The 19,091-nt window shown below is 70.2% G+C and carries 16 protein-coding genes; 11 read left to right on the forward strand and 5 right to left on the reverse strand.

All coding sequences use genetic code 11. From position 1 onward, the window contains the following. Window positions 1-15 precede the first annotated feature (15 nt). Window positions 16-1,047, reverse strand: a complete 1,032-nt coding sequence (trpS, locus tag BLW27_RS07560; RefSeq protein WP_089881753.1) for a tryptophan--tRNA ligase — start codon at window positions 1,045-1,047, stop codon at window positions 16-18. 76 nt (window positions 1,048-1,123) lie between these two features. Between trpS and BLW27_RS07565 the strand changes: the two genes are divergently transcribed. Beyond that, window positions 1,124-1,810, forward strand: coding sequence for a rhomboid family intramembrane serine protease (locus tag BLW27_RS07565; protein WP_089881756.1), 687 nt, complete (start codon window positions 1,124-1,126; stop codon window positions 1,808-1,810). A gap of 22 nt (window positions 1,811-1,832) precedes the next feature. On the opposite strand, the gene murJ is transcribed toward BLW27_RS07565, so the two are convergent. The 3 genes from murJ to BLW27_RS07580 form a co-directional block, all read right to left on the reverse strand. After that, window positions 1,833-3,380: a murein biosynthesis integral membrane protein MurJ gene (gene murJ / locus BLW27_RS07570; protein ID WP_089881759.1), complete on the reverse strand. Its 1,548-nt coding sequence runs from the start codon at window positions 3,378-3,380 to the stop codon at window positions 1,833-1,835. Window positions 3,381-3,519: 139 nt separating this feature from the next. Next, entirely contained in the window at window positions 3,520-6,321 is a 2,802-nt protein-coding gene (locus BLW27_RS07575; protein WP_089881762.1) for a [protein-PII] uridylyltransferase, read from the reverse strand. Beyond that, window positions 6,281-7,450, reverse strand: a complete 1,170-nt coding sequence (locus BLW27_RS07580; RefSeq protein WP_089881765.1) for a penicillin-binding protein activator — start codon at window positions 7,448-7,450, stop codon at window positions 6,281-6,283. Before BLW27_RS07580 ends, BLW27_RS07575 begins: the two co-directional genes overlap by 41 nt. Before the next feature lie 88 nt (window positions 7,451-7,538). Between BLW27_RS07580 and rsmI the strand changes: the two genes are divergently transcribed. From rsmI to BLW27_RS07600, 4 genes are all read left to right on the forward strand, one after another. Continuing rightward, on the forward strand, window positions 7,539-8,429 hold the full coding sequence (rsmI, locus tag BLW27_RS07585; protein ID WP_089881768.1) for a 16S rRNA (cytidine(1402)-2'-O)-methyltransferase: 891 nt from the start codon (window positions 7,539-7,541) through the stop codon (window positions 8,427-8,429). Continuing rightward, window positions 8,426-8,797: a YraN family protein gene (locus tag BLW27_RS07590; RefSeq protein ID WP_089881772.1), complete on the forward strand. Its 372-nt coding sequence runs from the start codon at window positions 8,426-8,428 to the stop codon at window positions 8,795-8,797. Before rsmI ends, BLW27_RS07590 begins: the two co-directional genes overlap by 4 nt. A gap of 81 nt (window positions 8,798-8,878) precedes the next feature. After that, the gene (gshB, locus tag BLW27_RS07595; RefSeq protein ID WP_089881776.1) at window positions 8,879-9,814 is read left to right on the forward strand and encodes a glutathione synthase; all 936 of its coding nucleotides are present in this window, start codon (window positions 8,879-8,881) and stop codon (window positions 9,812-9,814) included. 4 nt (window positions 9,815-9,818) lie between these two features. Further along, the gene (locus BLW27_RS07600) at window positions 9,819-10,721 is read left to right on the forward strand and encodes an alpha/beta hydrolase fold domain-containing protein (protein ID WP_245710809.1); all 903 of its coding nucleotides are present in this window, start codon (window positions 9,819-9,821) and stop codon (window positions 10,719-10,721) included. On the opposite strand, the gene BLW27_RS07605 is transcribed toward BLW27_RS07600, so the two are convergent. Further along, window positions 10,691-12,205 (reverse strand): YifB family Mg chelatase-like AAA ATPase, encoded by a 1,515-nt coding sequence (locus BLW27_RS07605; RefSeq protein WP_089881779.1) that lies wholly within the window; start codon window positions 12,203-12,205, stop codon window positions 10,691-10,693. The two genes, BLW27_RS07600 and BLW27_RS07605, sit on opposite strands and share 31 nt — an antisense overlap. A gap of 280 nt (window positions 12,206-12,485) precedes the next feature. On the opposite strand from BLW27_RS07605, the gene BLW27_RS07610 reads away from it, so the two are divergent. The 6 genes from BLW27_RS07610 (at window position 12,486) to BLW27_RS07635 (ending at window position 19,080) form a co-directional block, all read left to right on the forward strand. Next, window positions 12,486-13,364 (forward strand): RNA polymerase factor sigma-32, encoded by an 879-nt coding sequence (locus BLW27_RS07610; protein ID WP_089881782.1) that lies wholly within the window; start codon window positions 12,486-12,488, stop codon window positions 13,362-13,364. After that, window positions 13,361-14,194, forward strand: a complete 834-nt coding sequence (locus BLW27_RS07615; protein ID WP_089881785.1) for a ChaN family lipoprotein — start codon at window positions 13,361-13,363, stop codon at window positions 14,192-14,194. Before BLW27_RS07610 ends, BLW27_RS07615 begins: the two co-directional genes overlap by 4 nt. Before the next feature lie 50 nt (window positions 14,195-14,244). Next, window positions 14,245-15,438 (forward strand): bifunctional phosphopantothenoylcysteine decarboxylase/phosphopantothenate--cysteine ligase CoaBC, encoded by a 1,194-nt coding sequence (gene coaBC / locus BLW27_RS07620; RefSeq protein ID WP_089881788.1) that lies wholly within the window; start codon window positions 14,245-14,247, stop codon window positions 15,436-15,438. Between the two features lie 2 nt (window positions 15,439-15,440). Then, window positions 15,441-15,896: a dUTP diphosphatase gene (dut, locus tag BLW27_RS07625; RefSeq protein ID WP_089881789.1), complete on the forward strand. Its 456-nt coding sequence runs from the start codon at window positions 15,441-15,443 to the stop codon at window positions 15,894-15,896. Next, the gene (locus BLW27_RS07630; RefSeq protein ID WP_089881792.1) at window positions 15,896-16,960 is read left to right on the forward strand and encodes a HesA/MoeB/ThiF family protein; all 1,065 of its coding nucleotides are present in this window, start codon (window positions 15,896-15,898) and stop codon (window positions 16,958-16,960) included. Before dut ends, BLW27_RS07630 begins: the two co-directional genes overlap by 1 nt. Before the next feature lie 98 nt (window positions 16,961-17,058). Next, window positions 17,059-19,080, forward strand: coding sequence for a M3 family metallopeptidase (locus BLW27_RS07635; protein ID WP_089881795.1), 2,022 nt, complete (start codon window positions 17,059-17,061; stop codon window positions 19,078-19,080). The last annotated feature ends 11 nt before the right edge of the window (window positions 19,081-19,091 follow it).

The raw sequence follows: 19,091 nt of genomic DNA on the forward strand, positions 1-19,091 counted from the left end.
ACCTTCGATCCGCGCCTAGCGCACCATGCCGACGATCTCGTAGGTCCGCTTCAGCACCGGCGCGGCGATCTCGCGCGCGCGTTCGGAGCCGCGGTGCAGGATCGCGTCGATCTGGGCCGGGTCCTCCATCAGGCGGGCCATCTCGGCCGAGATCGGCGACAGCTTATCGACGGCCAGATCGGCCAGCCTCGGCTTGAAGACCGAGAACGGTTGCCCGCCGAATTCCGCCATCACCTGGTCGACGCTCTGGTCCGACAGGGCGGCGTAGATGTTCACCAGGTTGCGCGCCTCGGCCCGACCCTCGAGGCCCTTCGCGTCGCCGGGCAGCGGCTCGGGATCGGTGCGGGCCTTGCGGATCTTCGAGGCGATCGCGTCGGCATCGTCGGTCATGTTGATCCGGCTCATGTCCGAGGGATCGGACTTCGACATCTTCCTAGATCCGTCGCGCAGGGACATGACGCGGGTCGCGGCCCCCTCGATCACCGGTTCGGTCAGCGGGAAGAAGTCGACGCTGTAATCGTGGTTGAACTTTGCCGCGATGTCGCGCGTCAGCTCGAGGTGCTGCTTCTGGTCCTCGCCCACCGGCACGTGGGTCGCGTGGTAGGCCAGGATGTCGGCCGCCATCAGCGCCGGGTAGCCGAACAGGCCCAGAGAGGCGTTCTCGGCGTTCTTGCCGGCCTTGTCCTTGAACTGGGTCATGCGCTTCATCCAGCCCATGCGCGCGACGCAGTTGAAGATCCAGCCCAGCTGCGTGTGCTCGGGCACCTGGGACTGGTTGAACAGGATGGACTTCTCGGGGTCGATCCCGGCGGCGATGAAGCCGGCGCACAGTTCGCGCGTTGCGCGGGTCAGCTTGGCGGGGTCCTGCCAGACGGTGATGGCGTGCAGGTCGACCATGCAGTAGATGGTCTGGTAGCCGCCGTCCTCCTGCATGTCGACGAAGCGCTTCATGGCGCCCAGGTAGTTGCCCAGCGTCAGCCCGCCGGACGGCTGGATGCCGGAAAAGACGCGCGGCGCGAAGGCGGTGTCGGGCTGGGCCTCGGACATGGGGTTCTCCGTCTGGAAGTTCGGGCCGGTGTGGCTTACTGGTGCCCCGTCACCCCGTCAAGAATGAGGCCAGCCGATGGTGCATCCGCACAACGAGAACCCGGTCAACCCGCTGCCCCCGGCGGTGGTGGCGCTGGCGCTGGTGACCGTCGGCATCGAGGCGATCTTCGGCCTGGGCGCGCGGGGCCTTCTGGGCGGTCCCGAGGCGGTGGGCTGGCGGCTGGCCGCGATCGAGCGCTACGCGTTCTCGCCCGAGATCCTGCGCTGGATGGTCGAGACCGGGCGCTACCCGCCCGAGCATCTGCTGCGCATCGTCTCCTATCCCTTCGTCCATGCCGGGTTCACCCATGCGCTGTTCGCCGCCGTGATGCTGCTGGCGCTGGGCAAGATCGTGGCCGAGACGATCGGCGGCGCCGCGATGCTGGCGGTGTTCGTGGTCTCGACCGTGGGCGGCGCGCTGCTCTACTCCCTGCTGCCTGGCAGCGTGCAACCGCTCTTCGGCGCGTTCCCACCGGTCTACGGGCTGATCGGGGCGTTTACCTATCTGTTGTGGGTGCGGCTGGGGCAGGTCGGCGCGCAGCAGTTGCGGGCGTTCTCGCTCATCGGGGTGCTGCTGGGCATCCAGCTCGTCTTCGGCGTGCTGTTCGGCGGCGGGTTGGACTGGGTCGCGGACGTGGCGGGGTTCGCAGCAGGTTTCCTGCTGACGATCGTGCTGGTGCCGGGAGGCTTTCACCGTCTGCTGGCGCGGCTGCGCCGCGGCTGAGCGCCGCGGGGCTTGCGCCCGCCTACCCGCGGCGCCGGGCGAAGGTGGTGCGCAACTCGGCCATGCTGAAGGCGCCGGTCATCTGACCCGCGATGGCGTAGACCAGCGCCCCCGCGGCGATCAGGAATGCCAGCGCCGCGTAGCGCAGGCCCGGCGTCGCCAGCAGCCCACCCAGCCAGATCTGCATCAGCCAGAGCGCCGCTCCCATGATCGCCGAGGCGACGCAGATCCGCCACATCCGCCCGCCGAAGCGCGCGTCGAAGCGCGCGACCTCGCCGAAGCGCCGGCCGCCGATCGACAGTTGCGCGACCATGATCCAACCGGCGGCGGTGGTGGCGATCGCCGGGGCGATCCAGCCAATCGCCGGCGCCAACCCGACCGCAAGCGCAGCGTTCACGATCATGGCGACGACGGCGTAGCGGAACGGGCTTTTCGTGTCCTCGCGCGCGAAGAAGATCGGCTGCAGCACCTTCTGAAGCACGAAGGCGGGCAGGCCCAGCCCGTAGATCGCCACCGCCAGCGCGATTGCCGCGGTGTCGTCCGGTCCTGTCGCGCCGCGCTGGAACAGCACCGAAACGATGGGCACCGGGATCGCCATCAGCGCGACCGCGCAGGGCACCGTCAATGCCAGAGACAGTTCACCGGCGCGCGACAGTGCGGCGCGTCCGCCAGCGGCGTCGTCCGCCTTCAGGCGGCGCGACAGTTCGGGCAGCAGGACGATGCCGATGGCGATGCCGACGACGCCCAGCGGCAGCTGGTACAGGCGGTCCGCCGCATACAGCCAGCCGACGGCCTTTTCGAAATGGCTCGCGACCAGCTGGCCGACCAGCAGGTTCACCTGCATAACCCCGGCGGCGAGTGCGGCGGGCACCGCGACGATCACCAGCCGCTTCATGTCGGGCGTCAGCCGCGGGCGGCCGGGACGGATGTGCAGGCCGGCGCGCTCGGCCGCGAGCCAGACCAGCGCCAGCTGCGCCACGCCCGCCAGCGGCACGGTCCAGACCAGCCAGACGATCGCCGCGCCGCCGAAGTGCGACGCGGCCGCCATCGCGGCGATAATCAGCACGTTGAGCAGGATCGGTGCCGCCGCGGCGGCCGCGAAGCGTCCGGTCGCGTTCAGCGCGCCCGACAGCATCGCCGAGACCGAGATCAGCAGGATGTAGGGGAACATCACCCGGCCATAGGCGACTGTCATGTCGAAGCGCGGGTCACCGGCAAAGCCGCCCGCCGTAACGTAGACCAGCGCCGGCATGAAGATCAGGGCCAGCGCGGTCAGCGCGAGCAGCACGGTCACCAGCCCGTTCAGCGCGTCGCGCGCGAACAGCAGCGGCGCCTCGTCGGCCTCGTACTTCTTCGAGAACATCGGCACGAAAGCGGCGTTGAACGCGCCCTCGGCGAAAAAGCGGCGGAACATGTTGGGCAGGCGGAAGGCGGCGACGAAGGCGTCCATCACCGGCCCGGGACCGATCAGCGCCAGGATCATGATCTCGCGCGCGACGCCCAGCACGCGGCTGAGCATGGTCCAGACACCCACGGTCAGGATGCCCGAGATCAGGCGGATCGGTTTCACTGGCATCTCCCTTTTTCGGGTTGGCTTAGACGGATGCGCGCGCGGCTGAAAGACCCCGTGCGGGGCCCTGGCGCGTCGCGCGGCGGCCGCGCGGCGTCCGGCGGTTGTGGATGCCGCTGCGGCGGCTTCGGGGGCGGGATCAGCTGCGCGCGCGCTCCTTGCCGGCCTCGATCGCCTCGCGCAGCTTCTTCTCGACAGCGTCGCGCTTGACTTTCGAATGCAGCTTCAGGCCGAACATGTCCTTGACGTAGAACGTGTCGACGACCTGTTCGCCGAAGGTCGCGATCACCGCGCTGGCGATGTAGATGTTCTGCGACGCCAGCGTCCGCGTGAGATCGAAAAGTAGCCCGCGCCGGTCGCGGGTGTCGACCTCGATGATGGTGAAGATCTCGGACCCGTCGTTGTCGAAGGTGATCGAGGTGGGCACGCTGAAGGCGCGCTCGCGCTTGCGGAACTTTTCCTTCGGCTGGATCGCGTCGCGGGCCACCAGTTCGCCCAGCAGCGTCTTGCGGATGGTCTCGCGCAGGCGGTCCAGGCGGCTGGGGTCGTAGGGGCTGCCCTCCTCGTCCTGGATCCAGAAGGCGGCGGTGGCAAAGCCGTCCTTGGTGGTGAAGGTGCGCGCGTCGACCACGTTCGCGCCCGACAGCGCCAGCGCGCCCGCGAGGCGCGAGAAGATCCCGGGGTGATCCTGCAGGGCAAAGCAGACGCGGGTGGCGTCGCGGTCCTCGTCGGGGTGGATGTCGATGGCGATCTCGTCGGCACTGATGTCGCGCAGCAGGCGGGCGAAGACCTCGTGCGCGGTGACGTGTAGGCCCTGCCAGTAGGGTTCGTAATGGCGCGTCGTCTCGGTCTTGATGTCCTTTGCGTCCCAGCCGTCCAGGCGTTCGCGCAGCAGGCGCTTGGCCTCGGCGCCGCGCTTCTCGCGGTTGAGCGCCTCCATCCCGTCTTCGAGCGCGCGGCGCGTCTGGCGGTAGAGCGCGCGGATCAGCGCGCCCTTCCAGTTGTTCCACGTGCCCGGCCCCACGCCGCGGATGTCGCAGACCGTCAGCACGCACAGCAGATTCAGCCGCTCGACGCTCTGCACCGCCTTGGCGAAGTCGCGCACCGTGCGCGGGTCGGCGATGTCGCGCTTCTGCGCCATGTCGGACATCAGCAGGTGGTAGCGCACCAGCCATTCGACAGTCGCGACATCGGCCCTCTTCAGTCCCAGCCGGGGCGCCACGGTGCGGGCGATGCGCGCGCCCAGGACGGAATGATCCTCGTCTTGGCCCTTGCCGATGTCGTGCAGCAGCATTGCGACGTACAGCACCTTGCGGTTCACGCCCTCGGCGATGATCTGACTGACGACGGGCAGGTCGTCCTCGTGCTCGCCATGCTCGATCTCGGACAGGTTCCGGATCACCTGGATCGTGTGTTCGTCCACGGTGTAGTGGTGGTACATGTTGAACTGCATCATCGCCACGACGGGTGCGAATTCCGGGATGAAGGCGGCCAGTACGCCAAGCTCGTTCATCCTGCGCAGGGCGCGTTCGGGATTGCCGTGCTTCAGCAGCAGGTCGAGGAAGATGCGCCGGCCCTCGCGGCTTTCGCGCAGTTCGCGGTCGATCAGGTGCAGGTTCGCCTTGACCAGCCGCATCGCGTCGGGGTGGATCAGCAGCCCGGTGCGCAGCGCCTCCTCGAACAGGCGCAGCATGTTGAGCTTGTCGGACAGAAAGGCCGCGTCGTCGACGATGGCCAGGCGGTTGCGGTCGACCCGGTAGCCGGGCTTGGTGCGCGGCGTGCGCTTCAGCATCCGCAGGATCAGCGGCGCGTCCTTGGTGTTCTCGGCCTCGAGCGCGGCCAGAAAGATGCGCGTCAGGTCGCCCACGGCGGTGGCGTGGCGGAAATACTCCTGCATGAACAGCTCGACCGCCCGCCGCCCGCGCCGGTCGGCATAGCCCATGCGCGCCGCAATCTCGACCTGCATGTCGAAGGTCAGCTGTTCGTTGGCCCGACCCGAGACCAGGTGCAGGTGGCACCGCACGGCCCACAGGAAGCGCTCGGCCGAGACGAAGGTCTCGTATTCCTCGCGGCGGAACAGGCCCCTGCGCATCAGCTCGGCCGGATCGTCGGCATGGTGGACGTACTTGGCGATCCAGAACAGCGATTGCAGGTCGCGCAGGCCGCCCTTGCCCTCCTTGACGTTGGGCTCGACCATGTAGCGCTCGCCCTGCTTGACGTGGCGGGCGTCGCGTTCCTCCAGCTTGGCCTCGATGAAGTCGCGGGCGGTGCCCTCGAACAGCTCCGACCACAACCGCGCGTCGAGTTCCTCGGCCAGGGCCCGGCGCCCGGCAAGGTAGCGTGTCTCCAGCAGCGCGGTCCGGATGGTGTAATCTTCGCCCGCCAGCCGCAGGCAATCCTTCACGGTACGCGAGGCATGGCCGACCTTCAGCTTCAGGTCCCACAGGATGTAGAGCATCGACTCGATGACGCTCTCGGCCCAGGCCGTGATCTTGTAGGGCGTCAGGAACAGCAGGTCGACGTCCGAGAACGGCGCCATCTCGCCGCGGCCGTAGCCGCCGACGGCCACGACTGCCAGGTGTTCGCCCTCGGTCGGGTTGGGTTTGCGGTGCAACCGCTCGGTCGCGATCTCGAAGGTCAGCTGCACTGCGCAATCGACCACGTAGCGATAGGCGCGCGTGGTGCGCCGCGCGGCGAACGGATCGCGCGCGAACGCGTCCGCGATTGCGGCGCGGCCGTGGTTGATCGCGTCGCGAAGGCATTTCACCGCGGCCTGCCGCACCGACATCTCGTCGCCACCGGACGGCAGCGACGAGAACAGCGCCGCCCGCAGCGCCGGCAGGTCGAGAATATCGGAGGCCGGCGCGATCAGGTCGTCGGGGTGCCGCGGTCCGACCGGTTCAGAAACCGGCGCGGCCGAGGCTGCTGGGAGCGGAGTCAACGATGATCACCTGTCCGTTCTGGATGCTTGCGATGGCCAGCGCGCGCTGGTTCGTCCCGTCTGCGCCCAGGCGGAAGCGACCCGTGGCTCCCTGGAAGCCGCTGGCCTGCGTAAGCGCCGCCGCCGGCACGCCGCCGCGCGTGGCGCTGGCCGCGATCGCGGTGATGCCGTCATAGGCCAGCCCCGCCAGCGGGTGCGGCGCCCGGCCGTAGGCCTGGGCATAGCTGGCTTCGAAGCCCTGTTGCCGGCTGGGGTCGGGCACTGCGAACCAAGCGCCGCGCGCGCCCGGCAGGTTGTAAAGCTCGGGCTTCACGTCCCAGCGGGTGAGGCCGATGTACTGCACCGTGGCCGGGTCCAGACCGTTCTCGGGCAGCATTTGCAGCAGCATCGGCATGGCCGCGTTGGTGGCGTCGGTGGTGATGAATACCGTGTCGGCGCCCGCCTCGGCCGAGGCGCGGGCGCGCTGCGCGGTGGCGGCGACGCCCTCGACCGACAGCGGATACGCCTCGGATGCGAGCACGTTCAGACCCGCGCGGGCGGCCGCCTGCTCGATCGCGATGCGGCCCACCTGGCCGGGCACGTCGTCGGAATGCACCACGACGAGGCTGTCCTGCCCCTGGTCGGCCGCGTAGGTCAGCAGTCGTCGCGCGGTATTGTCGAAGGTCGTTCCCAGCACGTAGACGTTGCCGCCCGCGATCGAGGGGTTGTTGGAAAAGCTCAGGACGTTCACGCCCTCGTCTGCCACCGCGACACCCGCGGCGTTCGCCGCTTCGCCCCGAAGCGGCCCGAGAATGACGTCCGCGCCCTCGTCGACGGCCTGCTGCGCGCGCGCGGCGGCGGTCGAGGTGTTGCCGGCCGTGTCGTAGACCCGCAGGTCGATCCGGCCCTGCGGATAGCCCGCCATCGCCAGCCGCGTCGCGTTCTCGAGATCGGCAGCAATCCGCGACACCTCGGGCGAGGGGTCGCTGCGCGGGATCAGAAGCGCCACCTGGACCGGGGCGGTCGATGCCGGCTGCGCGCCCGGGCCCGAGGCATCCGGAATGGCGACGTCGCAGGCGGCGATCGTCGCGGCGGCGGCAAGCGCCGCGAGCGGGCGCAGAAGCCTGCGCAGCGGGGACGGAACGGTCATGGATGGAAACTCCCTCGTTGTTTGCCATGGGGCTGGCATGCCACATGTAAACGCGGCTTGATCATAGCCGGTTGCACGAAGGGGTCCAATGACGAATCCGGCGACACAGCGGCTTTCCGCGGGGCTGTATCTGGTGGCGACGCCGATCGGCAACGCGCGCGACATCACGCTGCGCGCGCTCGACATCCTTGCCGCCGCCGACGTGCTCGCGGCCGAGGACACGCGCAGCCTGCGCCGGCTGGCGCAACTGCACGGGATCGACCTGTCGGGCCGGGCGCTGCTGGCCTACCACGAACACAACGGCGCGAAGATGCGCCCCCGCCTTCTGGCCGAGATCGCCGCCGGCCGCTCGGTCGCCTACATGTCCGAGGCGGGCACGCCGACCATCTCCGATCCGGGCTTCGACCTTGCCCGCGCCGCGCGCGCCGAGGGGCTGGCCGTGACGACGGCGCCCGGCGCCTCGGCCGTGGTCGCGGCGTTGACCATAGCCGGGCTGCCGACCGACCGCTTCTTCTTCGCCGGCTTCCTGCCCAATGCCGCCAAGGCCCGCCGCCGCGCGCTGGAAGAGGTCGCGGCGATTCCCGGCACGCTGGTCTTCTACGAATCCCCCCGCCGCCTGGGCGCGATGCTGGCCGACGCCGCGGCCGTGCTGGGCGGCGCGCGCGAGGCCGCGGTCTGCCGCGAGATCACCAAGAAGTTCGAGGAGCTGCGCGGCGGCACGCTCGACGAGCTGGCCGCGCATTACGCCGACGCGCCCGCGAAGGGCGAGATCGTCGTGCTGGTCGGGCGCGGCACCCCGAAAGAGGCCGGCGAGGCCGAGATCGAGGACATGCTGCGCGACGCGCTGGCCACCATGTCGGTCCGGGATGCAGCCGACAGCGTATCGGGCGCGCTGGGCGTCAAGCGGCGGCAGGTCTACCAGGCCGCGATGCGCCTCTCGGCCGAAGGGGACGCACCGGACCCGGAGCAGGACGCATGACGACCCGAAGCCGTCGGGCGCGCGGGGAAACCGGCTACCATGCCGGTCTGGCCGCCGAGGAGGCGGTCGCGCGCGACTACGAACGCCGCGGGCTGCACATCATCGCCCGGCGCTGGCGCGGCCAAGCGGGCGAGATCGACCTGATCGCGCGCGACAGCGACACGGTCGTGTTCATCGAGGTGAAGGCGTCGCGCGATTTCGATCGCGCGATGTCGCATCTGGGGCCGCGACAGGTCGCCCGGCTCTGGGCCGCGGCCGAGGAATATGCGGGGACGCTGGCATCGGGCAGCCTGACCGACATGCGCTTCGACGTGGCGCTGGTCGACGGGCAGGGCTCCGTCCGCGTGATTGAGAACGCGCTGGCGTGACTCCGTTTCCGTGATCGGCCGCCATTGCGTGTCCGCCGCGCATGCGCCATCAAGGCAACGTTTGCAGATGCGGGGGAACGCATGAAGGTCGCCTTTCAGATGGACCCGATCACGGCGGTCAATATCGACGCCGACACCACGTTCCGGATCGCCGAAGAGGCGCAGGCGCGCGGGCACGAGCTGTTCTACTACAGCCCCGACGCGCTGGCCTACGAAGAGGGGCGCATCACCGCGCGCGGCCACTGGATGAAGGTCCAGCGCGTCGCCGGACAGCCGGCGGTGCTGGAGCCGGTCAGCGTGGTGGACCTGTCGGAGTTCCACGTGATCTGGCTGCGCCAGGATCCGCCCTTCGACATGCACTACATCACCACGACGCACCTTCTGGACCGGCTGAAGGGCAAGGTGCTGGTGGTCAACGACCCGTTCTGGGTGCGCAACTTCCCCGAGAAGCTGCTGGTGCTCGACTTCCCCGAACTTACGCCACCCACCACCATCGCACGCGACCTGGCGACGCTGAAGGCGTTCCGCGACCGGCACGGCGACATCATCCTCAAGCCGCTCTACGGCAACGGCGGGGCGGGGGTGTTCCGGCTGGAAACCGGCGACCGCAACCTGTCCTCGCTGCACGAGCTGTTCACCGGCTTCTCGCGCGAGCCGCTGATCGTGCAGAAATACCTGCCGGCCGTGTCCAAGGGCGACAAGCGCGTGATCCTCGTCGACGGAGAGGCCGTGGGCGCGATCAACCGCGTGCCCGCGTTGGGCGAGGTGCGCTCGAACATGCATGTGGGCGGCCGCCCTGAGAAGGTTGCCCTGACCGATCGCGACCGCGAGATCTGCGCCACGATCGGCCCGCGCCTGCGCGATCACGGCCAGATCCTCGTCGGCATCGACGTGATCGGCGACTGGCTGACCGAGATCAACGTGACCTCGCCCACCGGCATCCAGGAACTCGAGCGCTTCGACGGCATCAACGTCGCAGGCCGCCTCTGGGAGGCCATCGAGGCCAAGCTGGGATGAGGCCGTGAGCTCGCTGCGGCTGCGCGCGCTCGAGACGCAGCTGCGGCTCGTGGCGCGCCGGCGGATGGAACGCGTCGCCGACCCTACCGAGGCGCGGGCCGAATTCGAGGCCGGCGCGCGCATCATGTTCCGCCAGCCCTCGGGGCTTCGCCACGTCGAGGTCGCGGACCAGCCCGACCGGATCACCGCGGGGTCGGTGACGGCAGGCCGCGCCATCCTGTATTTCCACGGCGGCGGCTACATCACCGGGTCTCCGCGCACCCATGCGGCGATGCTGGGTCGCCTGTCGCGCATGACCGGCACCGAGGTGCGCGCCCCGCGCTATCCGCTGGCGCCCGAGCATCCGCACCCGGCCGCGTATTATGCCGCCGTCGCCGCGTGGGACGCGCTGCTCGGGTCGGGGCTGACGCCGGGCAACATCGTGCTGGGCGGCGATTCCGCCGGCGGCGGGCTGGCACTGGCGCTGCTGTCGGCGCTGTGCCTGCGCGAAACCCCGCCCGCCGCCGCCTTCGCGCTGTCGCCTTGGACCGACCTGACGCTCAGCGGCGACAGCCTGCGCAGCAACGCCGCGACCGAGGTCCTGCTGCCCGTCGACCGTGTCGAGGAAGTGCGCGGCTACATCCTGCCGAAGGGCGACCCGGCCGATCCGCGCCTGTCGCCGCTTTTCGCCGACTTCCCGGGCTGCCCGCCGGTGCGCATCGACTGGTCCGCGACCGAGATCCTGCGCGACGATTCCCGCCGCATGGTCGACCGGCTGCGCAGCTTCGGCGCCGATGTCGAAGCGGTCGAGATCCCGCACGCGCCGCATGTCTGGCCGCTGTTCCACGGCTATGCGCCCGAGGCCGACGTGACGCTGCGCGCGGTCGCGCGGTTCGTTCAGCGCTCCTTCGCGCCCGACAGCCGGTAGCCCAGCGCCTCGGCCAAGTGGTGGCGCGCGATTGCATCCGCGCCGTCCAGGTCCGCGATGGTTCGTGCGACCCGCAGCACCCGGTGATATCCGCGCGCCGACAGCCCGAACCGGTCGGCGGCGCGCGACAGCAGGTCCCGTCCCTCGGCATCCAGCGGCGCGATCTCCTCCAGCAATTGCCCCTCGGCATCGGCATTGGTGCGCACCCCCGCCACGCCCTCGAACCGCGCCGTCTGCCGCGCGCGGGCGGCGGCGACTCGCGCCGCGATTTCGGCCGAGCCTTCGGTGGGCGGCGGCAGGTTCAGGTCGGTGAAGACGACGGGCGGCACCTCGATCCGCAGGTCGAAGCGGTCCATCAGCGGGCCGGATACGCGCGCCATGTAATCCGCGCCGCAGCCGGGCGCGCGGGCGCAGGCCTGCGCCGGATCGCTCAGATAGCCGCATTTGCACGGGTTGGCCGCCGCGATCAGCATGAAGCGGCAGGGATAGCGCACGTGGGCATTGGCGCGGGCGACCACGACCTCTCCGGTCTCGATCGGCTGGCGCAGGGTCTCCAGCACGGCGCGCGGAAACTCGGGGAACTCGTCCATGAACAGCACGCCGTTATGAGCAAGGCTGATCTCGCCCGGCTTGGCGCCGCGTCCGCCGCCGGTGATCGCGGCGATCGACGCGGTGTGGTGCGGCTCGCGGAAGGGACGTGCGCGTGACAGTCCACCCTGGTCCAGCAGGCCCGCGACGAAGTGGATCATCGACGTCTCGAGCGCCTCGAGCGGCGTCAGCGGCGGCAGGATGCCCGGCAGCCGCGCGGCCAGCATGGACTTGCCCGATCCGGGCGTGCCGGTCAGCATCAGGTGGTGTCGGCCCGCGGCGGCGATCTCCAGCGCGCGCTTGGCGCGCTCCTGTCCCTTGACGTCGCGCAGGTCCTTCAGGCCCGTCTCCGGGGCGATCACCCCCGCCATCGCCGGTGCGATCACCGACTGCCCGGAAAAGTGCCGCACCACGTCCATCAGCGATCCCGCGCCCAGCACTGTACAGGCATCGACCCACGCCGCCTCGGGGCCCGAGGCGCGCGGGCACAGCAGCTGGCGGTCGTCCTCGGCCGCGGCCATCGCCGCCGGCAACGCGCCCAGCACCGGCACCAGCGTGCCGTCGAGCGACAACTCTCCCAGCGCCACCGTGCGGGACACCGCCTCGGCCGAGACGATGTCCAGCGCCGCCAGCAGCCCCAGGGCGATGGGCAGGTCGAAATGCGAGCCCTCCTTGGGCATGTCGGCGGGCGACAGGTTCACCGTGATGCGCTTCGACGGAAGCGCTATGGCCAGCGCGGTCAGCGCCGCGCGCACGCGGTCGCGCGCCTCGGACACGGCCTTGTCCGGCAGACCGACGATGGAGAACGCCGGCAGCCCGGGGCTGACGGCGCATTGCACCTCGACCAGGCGGGCCTCGACCCCCTCGAAGGCGACTGTGTAGGCGTGCGCGACCATGGTTTCCCTTCCACCCGCGCGAAGGTGCGCCAACGTGGTTAGCGCATGGTTAACGGCCCATGCCAAAACAGGGCCACGCGACCGCAATCTTTCCCGGAACGTGCGGCGCGGCGACATGTCCGGGGGCGCGTCCGCCCGGCCGCCTTGCGATCGTTGCGAGGAATGTGCCCGGCACGAAACTTTTTTCGCAACCGCGGGTGATCCACCGTCGTTCTACTCACGTATCTGTCTGTGAGGAACCTGGAGAAGGGCCGCCCTGCGGCAGATCATGGGAGCGACTATGGCACTTGATGGATTGAACGATCAGACGCTGTCGCGCCGCGCCATGAAGGCAGAACTTCTGGACGCGGAGACCGAGCTGAAACTTGCCTATGCGTGGCGCGACCAGCGCGACGAGGAGGCCCTGCACCGCCTGATCACCGCCTACATGCGGCTGGCGATCTCGATGGCGGCGAAGTTCAAGCGCTACGGCGCCCCGATGAACGACCTGATCCAGGAGGCAGGACTTGGCCTGATGAAGGCCGCCGACAAGTTCGACCCGGATCGCGGCGTGCGGTTTTCCACCTACGCCGTGTGGTGGATCAAGGCCAGCATCCAGGACTACGTGATGCGCAACTGGTCGATGGTCCGCACCGGCTCGACCTCCAGCCAGAAGTCGCTGTTCTTCAACATGCGCCGCGTGCAGGCCCGGCTCGAGCGCGAGGCCGCCGCCGCCGGCCAGACGCTGGACCGCCACCAGCTGCGCCAGATGATCTCGACCGAGGTGGGCGTGCCGCTCGCCGATGTCGAGATGATGGAGGGACGGCTGAGCGGCTCGGACTATTCGCTCAACGCCACCCAATCCGTCGAGGACGAAGGCCGCGAATGGATCGACGCACTGGAGGACGACAGCGCCCAGGCCTCGGAGATCGTCGAGGGCCGGCACGACACCGACCGCCTGCGCGACTGGCTGATCGCCGCGATGGGCGCCCTGAACGAGCGCGAGCGCTTCATCGTGCGCGAGCGCAAGCTGCGCGACGACGGCCGCACGCTCGAAAGCCTCGGCAACGAACTCGGGCTGTCCAAGGAGCGCGTGCGCCAGCTCGAGGCGGCGGCCTTCGCTAAGATGCGCAAATCGCTTGAAAGCCAGTCACGCGAGGTCCAACACTTCCTCGCATGACAGCAAAGACACCGGTATCCGCGCGCCTGCGCCTTTCCCTCGCAGCCGCGGCGGTCGCCGTCGCCGCGCCGGCCGCAGCGCAGGAGGCGCGGCCCGAAACATGGGGCGACGCGCAGATCGTCTGGCTGGGCGAGCAGCACGACAACCCGGCCCACCACGCGCGGCAGGCCGAACTGGTCGCTGCACTGGACCCCGCCGCCCTGGTGTTCGAGATGCTGACGCCCGACCAGGCGGCGCGCGTCACGCCCGCCCTGGTCGCCGACCCGGAGGCGATGGAAGCCGCGCTCGGCTGGGAAGAGTCGGGTTGGCCCGACTTCTCGATGTATCACCCGATCTTCGCCGCGGCCCCGGACGCCGCGATACACGGCGCTGCCGTCCCGCGCGAGCAGGCGCGCCGCGTGAAGGACGAGGGCATCGCAGCCGTCTTCGGCGCCGAGGCCACCCGCTACGGCCTCACCGATCCTTTGACCGTGGCCGACAGCGTGGCGCGCGAGGCGCTGCAGATGGCCGCGCATTGCGATGCACTCCCGGCCGAAATGCTGCCCCTGATGGTCGACATCCAGCGGCTGCGCGACGCCGCCTTGGCCCGCGCGGCACTCGACGCGCTGGAAGACGACGGTGCGCCGGTCGTCGTCATCACCGGCAACGGCCACGCCCGCACCGACTGGGGCGCACCTGCGGCGGTCGAGCGCGTCGCGCCCGACGTCGACCAGCGCGCGCTGGGGCAGGGCGAGGACGATACCGGCCCGCCGCAGGGCAGCTTCGACGCGGTCGAGATCACCGCCCCGGTGGACCGGGGCGATCCCTGCGCGGCGTTCGCCAAGCCTTGAGGCCCGGGCGGGCGCGGCATAGGGTCGGCCCGACACCAACGGGGGTTCCCATGCTGGCGGGCAAGCGCATTCTGCTGATCATCGGCGGCGGCATCGCGGCGTACAAGTCGCTCGAGCTGATCCGCCTGCTGCGCCGCGACGGCGCGGCCGTGACCCCCGTCCTGACGCGCGCCGCGCAGGAATTCGTCACGCCGCTCAGCGTGTCCGCGCTGGCGGGCGAGAAGGTCTATAGCGATCTCTTCGACCTGACGGACGAGGCCGAGATGGGTCATATCCAGCTCAGCCGCGTGGCGGATCTGGTGGTGGTGGCGCCCGCGACGGCGGACATGATGGCCAGGATGTCGGGCGGGCACGCGAACGACCTGGCCAGCACGCTGCTGATGGCCACCGACACGCCGGTGATGATCGCGCCCGCCATGAACGTGCGGATGTGGGATCACCCGGCCACGCAGCGCAACCTGACCGTACTGCACATGGACGGAATCCGCGTGATCGGCCCCGAGACCGGCGACATGGCCTGCGGCGAACACGGCCCCGGCCGCATGACCGAACCGGCCGATCTGTTCCGCGCCATAACGGCCGCGCTGGCCGACGGCCCGCTCAAGGGGCGGCGCGTGCTGGTGACCTCCGGGCCCACGCACGAACCCATCGACCCGGTGCGCTACATCGCCAATCGCTCGTCGGGGCGGCAGGGCACGGCGATCGCCGAGGCGCTGCGCGATCTGGGCGCCGAGGTGACCTTCGTCACCGGCCCGGCCGACGCGGCGCGCCCGCAGGGCGTGCGCGTGGTCGAGGTCGAGACCGCGATGCAGATGCGTGAGGCAGCGCTGGCCGCGCTGCCGGCGGACGCGGCCGTCTTCACCGCGGCGGTGGCAGACTGGCGCGTGGCGCAGCCTTCGGACCAGAAGATCAAGAAGTCGCCCGATGGCCTGCCGATGCTGGACTTCGTCGAGAATCCCGACATCCTGGCCGAGATATCGCAGATGAAGCAGGGCCGGCCCGCGCTGGTCGTAGGCTTCGCCGCCGAAACGCAGGAGGTCGAGGCCAACGCCATCCGGAAGCGCACCCGCAAGGGCTGCGACTGGGTCGTCGCCAACGACGTATCGCCGGGCACCGGCATCATGGGCGGGACGGAAAACGCCGTCGTCGTCGTCACCGAGGCCGGCGCCGAGACGTGGGAGCGCATGGGCAAGGGCGAGGTCGCCCGCCGTCTGGCCCAGCGCGTCGCGGAGGCCCTGGGCTGACGATGGTCGAGATCGCCATCGCCTGGGAAAACGGCGCCGACCGTTCGCTCGGCCTGCCGGATTACGCCACCGAAGGGGCCGCCGGCGCCGATCTGCGCGCCAACCTGCCGGACCGGCGTGCCCTGACGCTTGCGCCCGGCGCGCGGGCGCTGGTGCCCACCGGCCTGCGCCTGGCCATCCCCGAAGGCTACGAGGTTCAGGTCCGCCCGCGCTCGGGGCTGGCGCTCAGGCACGGCATCACGCTGCCCAACGCGCCCGGCACGATCGACGCGGACTACCGGGGCCCGCTGGGCGTGATCGTGCTGAATGCCGGCGACGCGCCCTTCGTCATCGCCCATGGCGACCGGATCGCTCAGATGATCGTCGCACCCGTGCTGCGCGCCAGCTTCGCCGTGGTCGACGCGCTGCCGGGCACCCGGCGCGGCGAAGGCGGGTTCGGCTCGACCGGGAGGATCTGATGCTGCTCGTTCTGGCGATGGCGGCCGCGCTTTGGGGCCTGGGCCGGCTGACCGGCGCGCCGCCCGCGGCGCGCGGCTACATGATCGGGTTGCTCTACGTCGGCGTGGTGGCCCTGCACCTAGTTCTGCCGGACGGGCATCCGCTGCGCGCCGCCACCGGCAACGATGCCGAGCCTTGGCTGATCCTGGGCGGGCTGGTGGCGATCGGTGTCGGCTACGGCCGCGTGCTGCGCCGCGTGCGGGCCCGGGCGCAGGCGAAGGAGGCCGAGTCCCGCCCCGCGCCCGAGCCGGGGCGCTTCGCGCAAGGAGAACTCGACCGCTATGCCCGTCACATCGTGCTGCGCGAGCTGGGCGGCCCGGGCCAGAAGCGGCTGAAGCAGGCGCGCGTGCTGGTCGTGGGCGCGGGCGGGCTGGGATCGCCTGCGCTGCTGTACCTCGCGGCGGCGGGCGTGGGCACCATGGGCGTGATCGACGACGACGTGGTGGACGCGTCGAACCTGCAGCGCCAGGTGATCCACCGCGACGCGCATATCGGCATGCCCAAGGTCTTCTCGGCCGAGGCGGCGATGCGCGGCGTGAACCCCTTCGTCACGGTGCGGCCCTACCACCGGCCTTTGACCGAGGAGATCGCCGCCGCCCTTTTCGACGATTACGACCTGATCCTCGATGGCTGCGACAGCTTCGACACGCGGCAGCTGGTCAACCGCGTGGCGGTGGCGCAGAGCAAGCCGCTGATTTCCGGCGCGCTGTCGCAATGGGAGGGGCAGGTCAGCGTCTTCGACCCCGCGACCGGCGGGCCGTGCTATGCCTGCGTCTTTCCGGAAAAGCCTGCCGCGGGCCTCGCGCCCAGCTGCGCCGAGGCCGGGGTGCTGGGGCCGCTGCCCGGCGTCGTGGGGTCGATGATGGCGGTTGAGGCAGTCAAGTTGATCGCGCAGGCCGGTGCAAGCTTGCGCGGCGAAATGCTGATCTACGACGCGCTGTGGGGCGAAACGCGCAAGATCGCGCTGAAGCGGTCGGCGGCCTGCCCGGTCTGCGGCAGGAACGCCGAGCGCCGCTCGCGCTGACGCGCATCGCCCCGCCCGCCGTCCCACCAGGTTCCCTGCCTGCCGTTGCGCAGCGCCGGGGCGGGACCTAGATCAGGCGGGAAATCGAGGAGACACCGATGACGACGCCGCTTCTTGCGCCTTGGGACACGCCCTTTGCGCTGCCGCCTTTCGACACGATCGAGGATTCCCACTTTGCCCCCGCCTTCGACGCGGCGCTGGCCGAGCACCGCACCGAGATCGAGGCGATCGCTGCCAACCCCGAGCCGCCCAGCTTCGAGAACACGATCCTGGCGCTCGAAGGGGCGGGCGAGGCGCTGGACCGCGTGCTGGGGGTGTTCTTCAACCTCGCGGGCAGCGACTCCAACCCCGAGCGGCAGGCGCTGCAGCGCGAGTTCAGCCCCCGGCTGGCCGAGCACGCCGCCGCCATCCACGCCAACGAGCGCCTGTTCGAGCGTGTCCGCACCCTGTGGGAAACGCGGGACGAGCGCGGCCTGTCGGACGAGGAACTGCGCGTGCTGGAGCTGTCGCATCGCGGCTTCGTGCGCGCGGGTGCCGCGCTGAAGGGCGACGCAGCCGCGCGCATGACTGCAATCAAGTCGCGGCTGTCGGTGCTGGGCACGCAGTTCACCCAGAACCTGCTCAAGGACGAGGCCGATTTCCTGCTGCCGCTGGCCGAGGACGACCTCGCCGGCCTGCCCGATTTCGTCGTCGATTCCGCCCGCGCGGCGGGCGAGGCGACGGATCTGGACGGGCCTGCGCTGACGCTGTCGCGCTCGCTCATCGTTCCGTTCCTGCAGTTCTCGCCCCGCCGCGACCTGCGCGAGCGCGCGTGGCGCGGCTGGGTGATGCGCGGCGAGAACGGCGGCGAGACCGACAATCGCGGCATCGCCGCCGAGGTCCTGGCGCTGCGGGCCGAGCGCGCCACGCTGCTGGGCTACCCGGATTTCGCACATTACAAGCTCGAGACCGAGATGGCGGGCAGCCCCGATCGCGTGCGCGACCTGCTGGGCCAGGTCTGGGAGCCGGCCAAGGCGCAGGCCGAGGCCGACGCCGCCGAGATGGAGAAGATGCTGCACGCCGACGGCCATTCCGGCCCGCTGCAGCCGTGGGACTGGCGCTACTACGCCGAAAAGCGGCGCCGCGCGCTTCACGACCTGGATGAGACGGAACTGAAGCCGTACCTGCAGCTCGACCGGATGATCGAGGCCGCGTTTTCCTGCGCGGGCCGCCTGTTCGGGCTGGACTTCGCGCCGCTGGATGTGCCGCTTTACCACGCGGATTGCCGCGCTTGGGAGGTGACCCGTGGCGGCGAACACGTGGGCGTCTTCATCGGCGACTATTTCGCGCGCGCCTCGAAGCGCTCGGGCGCGTGGTGCTCGGCCTTCCGCAGCCAGGCGCGGCGGCCCAAGACGCAGACCCCGGTCGTGGCGAATGTCTGCAACTTCGCCAAGCCGTCCGCCGGCAAGCCCGCGCTGCTGAGCTACGACGACGCGCGCACGCTGTTCCACGAATTCGGTCACGCGCTGCACCAGCTTCTATCGGACGTGGATTTCGGCTCGATCTCGGGCACGGCGGTGGCGCGCGACTTCGTCGAACTGCCCAGCCAGCTCTACGAGCATTGGCTGGAAGTGCCCGAGGTGCTGGGCGAGTTCGCCACGCACGCGACCTCGGGCGAGGCGATGCCGCAGGAGATGCTGGACCGCGTGCTGGCGGCCGCGACCTTCGACATGGGCTTTCAGACGGTGGAATACATCGCCTCGGCCATGGTCGACCTGGAATTCCACTCGGGGCCGCCGCCGGCCGACCCGATGCAGAAGCAGGCCGAGGTGCTGGAAGGACTGGGCATGCCGCAGGCGATCGCGATGCGCCACGCCACGCCGCATTTCGCGCATGTCTTCGCCGGCGACGGCTATTCCAGCGGCTACTACAGCTACATGTGGTCCGAGGTGATGGATGCCGACGCCTTCCAGGCCTTCGAGGAAGCCGGCGGTGCCTTCGATCCCGAGATGGCCGCACGGCTCGAGCGGCACATCCTGTCGCGCGGCGGCTCGGCCGAGGCCGAGGCGCTTTACACCGCGTTCCGGGGCCGGATGCCGGGCGTCGAGGCGCTGCTGAAGGGGCGCGGCCTGGCGGCCTGACGGCGCACGGC

The organism is Citreimonas salinaria (genome assembly GCF_900107235.1).
Taxonomy (GTDB): domain Bacteria; phylum Pseudomonadota; class Alphaproteobacteria; order Rhodobacterales; family Rhodobacteraceae; genus Citreimonas; species Citreimonas salinaria.

What these genes read in the sequence shown, in the direction of transcription:
- rsmI (WP_089881768.1), top strand. Translation starts at nt 7,539, where the DNA reads ATGACGAATCCGGCGACACAGCGGCTTTCCGCGGGGCTGTATCTGGTG.
- BLW27_RS07565 (WP_089881756.1), top strand. Translation starts at nt 1,124, where the DNA reads ATGGTGCATCCGCACAACGAGAACCCGGTCAACCCGCTGCCCCCGGCG.
- BLW27_RS07615 (WP_089881785.1), top strand. Translation starts at nt 13,361, where the DNA reads ATGACAGCAAAGACACCGGTATCCGCGCGCCTGCGCCTTTCCCTCGCA.
- dut (WP_089881789.1), top strand. Translation starts at nt 15,441, where the DNA reads ATGGTCGAGATCGCCATCGCCTGGGAAAACGGCGCCGACCGTTCGCTC.
- BLW27_RS07590 (WP_089881772.1), top strand. Translation starts at nt 8,426, where the DNA reads ATGACGACCCGAAGCCGTCGGGCGCGCGGGGAAACCGGCTACCATGCC.
- trpS (WP_089881753.1), bottom strand. Translation starts at nt 1,047, where the DNA reads ATGTCCGAGGCCCAGCCCGACACCGCCTTCGCGCCGCGCGTCTTTTCC.
- BLW27_RS07635 (WP_089881795.1), top strand. Translation starts at nt 17,059, where the DNA reads ATGACGACGCCGCTTCTTGCGCCTTGGGACACGCCCTTTGCGCTGCCG.
- BLW27_RS07630 (WP_089881792.1), top strand. Translation starts at nt 15,896, where the DNA reads ATGCTGCTCGTTCTGGCGATGGCGGCCGCGCTTTGGGGCCTGGGCCGG.
- gshB (WP_089881776.1), top strand. Translation starts at nt 8,879, where the DNA reads ATGAAGGTCGCCTTTCAGATGGACCCGATCACGGCGGTCAATATCGAC.
- coaBC (WP_089881788.1), top strand. Translation starts at nt 14,245, where the DNA reads ATGCTGGCGGGCAAGCGCATTCTGCTGATCATCGGCGGCGGCATCGCG.
- BLW27_RS07605 (WP_089881779.1), bottom strand. Translation starts at nt 12,205, where the DNA reads ATGGTCGCGCACGCCTACACAGTCGCCTTCGAGGGGGTCGAGGCCCGC.
- BLW27_RS07610 (WP_089881782.1), top strand. Translation starts at nt 12,486, where the DNA reads ATGGCACTTGATGGATTGAACGATCAGACGCTGTCGCGCCGCGCCATG.
- BLW27_RS07580 (WP_089881765.1), bottom strand. Translation starts at nt 7,450, where the DNA reads ATGACCGTTCCGTCCCCGCTGCGCAGGCTTCTGCGCCCGCTCGCGGCG.